General features: G+C 56.8%; 3 rRNA genes. All 3 read left to right on the top strand.

Going from position 1 to position 5,211, the window contains the following annotated elements:
• Positions 1-3: 3 nt before the first annotated feature.
• The 3 genes from FHG10_RS17795 to rrf all read left to right on the top strand — a co-directional run bounded on the left by FHG10_RS17795 (position 4) and on the right by rrf (position 5,183).
• Positions 4-1,524 (top strand): 16S ribosomal RNA (locus FHG10_RS17795).
• Positions 1,525-1,891: 367 nt separating this feature from the next.
• Positions 1,892-4,959: ribosomal RNA gene (locus FHG10_RS17790) — 23S ribosomal RNA — on the top strand.
• A gap of 107 nt (positions 4,960-5,066) precedes the next feature.
• A 5S ribosomal RNA gene (gene rrf / locus FHG10_RS17785) occupies positions 5,067-5,183 on the top strand.
• The 16S, 23S and 5S rRNA genes sit together here, the layout of an rRNA operon.
• The last annotated feature ends 28 nt before the right edge of the window (positions 5,184-5,211 follow it).

Raw genomic sequence — 5,211 nt, 5'->3', positions numbered from 1 at the left:
TTTTTGATGGAGAGTTTGATCCTGGCTCAGGACGAACGCTGGCGGCGTGCTTAACACATGCAAGTCGAACGATGATGGCCGTGCTTGCACGGCTGGATTAGTGGCGAACGGGTGAGTAACACGTGAGTAACCTGCCCTCCACTTCGGGATAACCTCGGGAAATCGGGGCTAATACCGGATATGAGCACCTACTGCATGGTGGGTGTTGGAAAGTTTTTCGGTGGGGGATGGACTCGCGGCCTATCAGCTTGTTGGTGAGGTAGTGGCTCACCAAGGCGTTGACGGGTAGCCGGCCTGAGAGGGCGACCGGCCACACTGGGACTGAGACACGGCCCAGACTCCTACGGGAGGCAGCAGTGGGGAATATTGCACAATGGGCGAAAGCCTGATGCAGCGACGCCGCGTGAGGGATGACGGCCTTCGGGTTGTAAACCTCTTTCAGCAGGGAAGAAGCGAGAGTGACGGTACCTGCAGAAGAAGCGCCGGCTAACTACGTGCCAGCAGCCGCGGTAATACGTAGGGCGCAAGCGTTGTCCGGAATTATTGGGCGTAAAGAGCTTGTAGGTGGCTTGTCGCGTCTGCCGTGAAAACCCGAGGCTCAACCTCGGGCGTGCGGTGGGTACGGGCAGGCTAGAGTGTGGTAGGGGAGACTGGAACTCCTGGTGTAGCGGTGAAATGCGCAGATATCAGGAAGAACACCGATGGCGAAGGCAGGTCTCTGGGCCATTACTGACACTGAGAAGCGAAAGCATGGGGAGCGAACAGGATTAGATACCCTGGTAGTCCATGCCGTAAACGTTGGGCACTAGGTGTGGGGGACATTCCACGTTTTCCGCGCCGTAGCTAACGCATTAAGTGCCCCGCCTGGGGAGTACGGCCGCAAGGCTAAAACTCAAAGGAATTGACGGGGGCCCGCACAAGCGGCGGAGCATGCGGATTAATTCGATGCAACGCGAAGAACCTTACCAAGGCTTGACATGCACTGGACAGCTGCAGAGATGTGGCCTTCTTTGGACTGGTGCACAGGTGGTGCATGGTTGTCGTCAGCTCGTGTCGTGAGATGTTGGGTTAAGTCCCGCAACGAGCGCAACCCTCGTTCCATGTTGCCAGCACGTGATGGTGGGGACTCATGGGAGACTGCCGGGGTCAACTCGGAGGAAGGTGGGGACGACGTCAAATCATCATGCCCCTTATGTCTTGGGCTTCACGCATGCTACAATGGCCGGTACAATGGGTTGCGATACTGTGAGGTGGAGCGAATCCCAAAAAGCCGGTCTCAGTTCGGATTGGGGTCTGCAACTCGACCCCATGAAGTCGGAGTCGCTAGTAATCGCAGATCAGCAACGCTGCGGTGAATACGTTCCCGGGCCTTGTACACACCGCCCGTCAAGTCACGAAAGTCGGTAACACCCGAAGCCGGTGGCCCATCCCTTGTGGGGGGAGCCGTCGAAGGTGGGATCGGTGATTGGGACTAAGTCGTAACAAGGTAGCCGTACCGGAAGGTGCGGCTGGATCACCTCCTTTCTAAGGAGCATCACCAGTAGTGGTGGCCATCTGCCTGCCTGTTCGTGGTGGGGGTGGTTGCTCATGGGTGGAACATCAACGGATGGGCGCTTCGCTTGCTGGTCGCGGGATTGTCGTAGTACTCCTCCTTGGGGGGATGGAACGGATGGTCTGGCTGGTGGGTTCGAGGTGGAGGCACGCTATTGGGTTTTGAGGCTGCACGCAGCCCTGCCCCCTTTTTCGGGGGTTGGGGTGTGTGGCTGGTCCTCCCCGTTGCATCTGACTGTCTGGTTGGGTGTGGTGGTGTGGGGTTGTTTTTTGAGAACTGCATAGTGGACGCGAGCATCTTGTAAGCAATTTTTAGTGTCTTTGTGATATTTTTTTGTGTTGCCTAAGTCTTCAAGGGCGCACGGTGAATGCCTGGGCACGAGGAGCCGATGAAGGACGTAGGAGTCTGCGATAAGCCTCGGGGAGGTGACAACCGACCTGTGATCCGGGGATGTCCGAATGGGGAAACCCACCAGGGGTCATGCTCTGGTACCCGCCACTGAATGTATAGGTGGTGTGGAGGGAACGTGGGGAAGTGAAACATCTCAGTACCCACAGGAAGAGAAAACAATAGTGATTCCGTGAGTAGTGGCGAGCGAAAGCGGAGGTGGCTAAACCGGATCTGTGTGATACCCGGCAGGGGTTGCAGGTTCGGGGTTGTTGGGACGTGTCTGATTCTTCTGCCGGAGGGTCGACGTTGGGCATGCTGCTAGTCGAAGCCGTGGTGAGTGCGGTGGCGTAGAGGGTGTGACTCCCGTAGACGAAAGTGGTGTGTGGCGTGATGCTGTTCCCGAGTAGCACCGGGCCCGTGAAATCCGGTGTGAATCTGCCAGGACCACCTGGTAAGCCTGAATACTACCTCGTGACCGATAGCGGACAAGTACCGTGAGGGAAAGGTGAAAAGTACCCCGGGAGGGGAGTGAAATAGTACCTGAAACCGTGTGCTTACAATCCGTCGGAGCCTTACGGGGTGACGGCGTGCCTTTTGAAGAATGAGCCTGCGAGTTAGTGGTCGGTGGCGAGGTTAACCCGTGTGGGGTAGCCGTAGCGAAAGCGAGTCTGAACGGGGCGTTCAGTCGCCGGCTCTAGACCCGAAGCGAAGTGATCTATCCATGGGCAGTGTGAAGCGCGGGTAAGACCGCGTGGAGGCGCGAACCCACTTCAGTTGAAAATGGAGGGGATGACCTGTGGATAGGGGTGAAAGGCCAATCAAACTTCGTGATAGCTGGTTCTCCCCGAAATGCATTTAGGTGCAGCGTTGCGTGTTTCGTGCCGGAGGTAGAGCACTGGATAGGCGATGGGCCCCACCGGGTTACTGACCTTAACCAAACTCCGAATGCCGGTACGTGAGAGCGCAGCAGTGAGACGGTGGGGGATAAGCTTCATCGTCGAGAGGGAAACAGCCCAGAACATCAGCTAAGGCCCCTAAGCGTGTGCTAAGTGGAAAAGGATGTGGAGTTGCTGAGACAACCAGGAGGTTGGCTTAGAAGCAGCCACCCTTGAAAGAGTGCGTAATAGCTCACTGGTCAAGTGATTCTGCGCCGACAATGTAGCGGGGCTCAAGTACACCGCCGAAGCTGTGTCACTCCGGATGATGTCCGGGGTGGGTAGGGGAGCGTCGTGCAGACTGTGAAGCTGCGGGGTAACCCAGTGGTGGAGACTGCACGAGTGAGAATGCAGGCATGAGTAGCGAAAGACGGGTGAGAAACCCGTCCGCCGATTGATCAAGGGTTCCAGGGCCAGGTTAATCCGCCCTGGGTTAGTCGGGACCTAAGGCGAGGCCGACAGGCGTAGTCGATGGACATCGGGTTGATATTCCCGAACCGATCGTAGGAGGACCCATACCGAGGCGTGTGATGCTAACCACCCGAGTCTCCTCCATGTCCTTCGGGATGTGGGTGGGGGTGAGGCTGGGAACCAAGCGTGTAGTAGGTCAGCGCATGGGATGACGCAGTGAGGTAGCTTCCGCGGACTTAATGGAATAGTCCGTCTAAGCGTGCAGCCCGCGCACCGGTAATGCGGTGCCGTGTGGGGTGAGACGTGATGGGGATCCCGTATGGGCGTAGGTGAGTGATCCTGTACTGCCGAGAAAAGTTCCGGCGTGACGAATACGGTCGCCCGTACCCGAAACCGACTCAGGTGATCAGGTAGAGAATACCGAGGCGTTCGAGAGAATCGTGGTTAAGGAACTCGGCAAAATGCCCCCGTAACTTCGGGAGAAGGGGGGCCCGAGCAGTGAGAGCTGTGAGGGCCGCAGAGACCAGGGAGAAGCGACTGTTTACTAAAAACACAGGTCCGTGCGAAGTCGTAAGACGCTGTATACGGACTGACGCCTGCCCGGTGCTGGAAGGTTAAGAGGACTGGTTAGCGCCCTTGTGGTGCGAAGCTGAGAATTTAAGCCCCAGTAAACGGCGGTGGTAACTATAACCATCCTAAGGTAGCGAAATTCCTTGTCGGGTAAGTTCCGACCTGCACGAATGGCGTAACGACTTCTCCACTGTCTCAACCGCGAACTCGGCGAAATTGCATTACGAGTAAAGATGCTCGTTACGCGCAGCAGGACGGAAAGACCCCGGGACCTTTACTATAGTTTGGTATTGGTGTTCGGGACGGCTTGTGTAGGATAGGTGGGAGACTGGGAAGCATGGACGCTAGTTCGTGTGGAGTCGTTGTTGAAATACCACTCTGGTCGTTCTGGATTCCTAACCTCGGTCCGTGATCCGGATCAGGGACAGTGCCTGATGGGTAGTTTAACTGGGGCGGTTGCCTCCTAAAGAGTAACGGAGGCGCTCAAAGGTTCCCTCATCCTGGTTGGCAATCAGGTGTTGAGTGTAAGTGCACAAGGGAGCTTGACTGCGAGACAGACATGTCGGGCAGGTGCGAAAGCAGGAACTAGTGATCCGGCACCTCATTGTGGAATGGGTGTCGCTCAACGGATAAAAGGTACCCCGGGGATAACAGGCTGATCTTGCCCAAGAGCTCATATCGACGGCATGGTTTGGCACCTCGATGTCGGCTCGTCGCATCCTGGGGCTGGAGTTGGTCCCAAGGGTTAGGCTGTTCGCCTATTAAAGCGGTACGCGAGCTGGGTTTAGAACGTCGTGAGACAGTTCGGTCCCTATCCGCTGCGCGCGTTGGATATTTGAGAAGACCTGTCCCTAGTACGAGAGGACCGGGATGGACTGACCTCTGGTGTGCCAGTTGTTCTGCCAAGGGCATGGCTGGTTGGCTACGTCGGGAAGGGATAACCGCTGAAAGCATCTAAGCGGGAAGCCTGCTTCAAGATGAGATATCCGTGCACCCTTGTGGTGTGGGAGGCCCCCAGGAGATGACTGGGTTGATAGGCCAGATGTGGAAGCGCAGTAATGTGTGGAGCTGACTGGTACTAATGGCCGATGACTTATCAACACAAAAATTGGATTGTGTGCTGTGCTCGCGTCTGCTGTGTGGTTCTCGGGAAACAACCCCCGGGCCCCTTGTGTGGGGTGTGGTGGGTTGGTGTTGTCTCGTGGTGTTACGGCGGTCATAGCGTTGGGGAAACGCCCGGTTCCATTCCGAACCCGGTAGCTAAGCCCTTCTGCGCCGATGGTACTGCACTCGGGAGGGTGTGGGAGAGTAGGACGCCGCCGGACTTCTTTGTGAATGAGGGTTGTGGCTCGT

The organism is Brachybacterium subflavum (assembly GCF_009299795.1).
GTDB classification, from domain to species: domain Bacteria; phylum Actinomycetota; class Actinomycetes; order Actinomycetales; family Dermabacteraceae; genus Brachybacterium; species Brachybacterium subflavum.
This window is presented reverse-complemented; position numbering and strand designations above follow the sequence as displayed.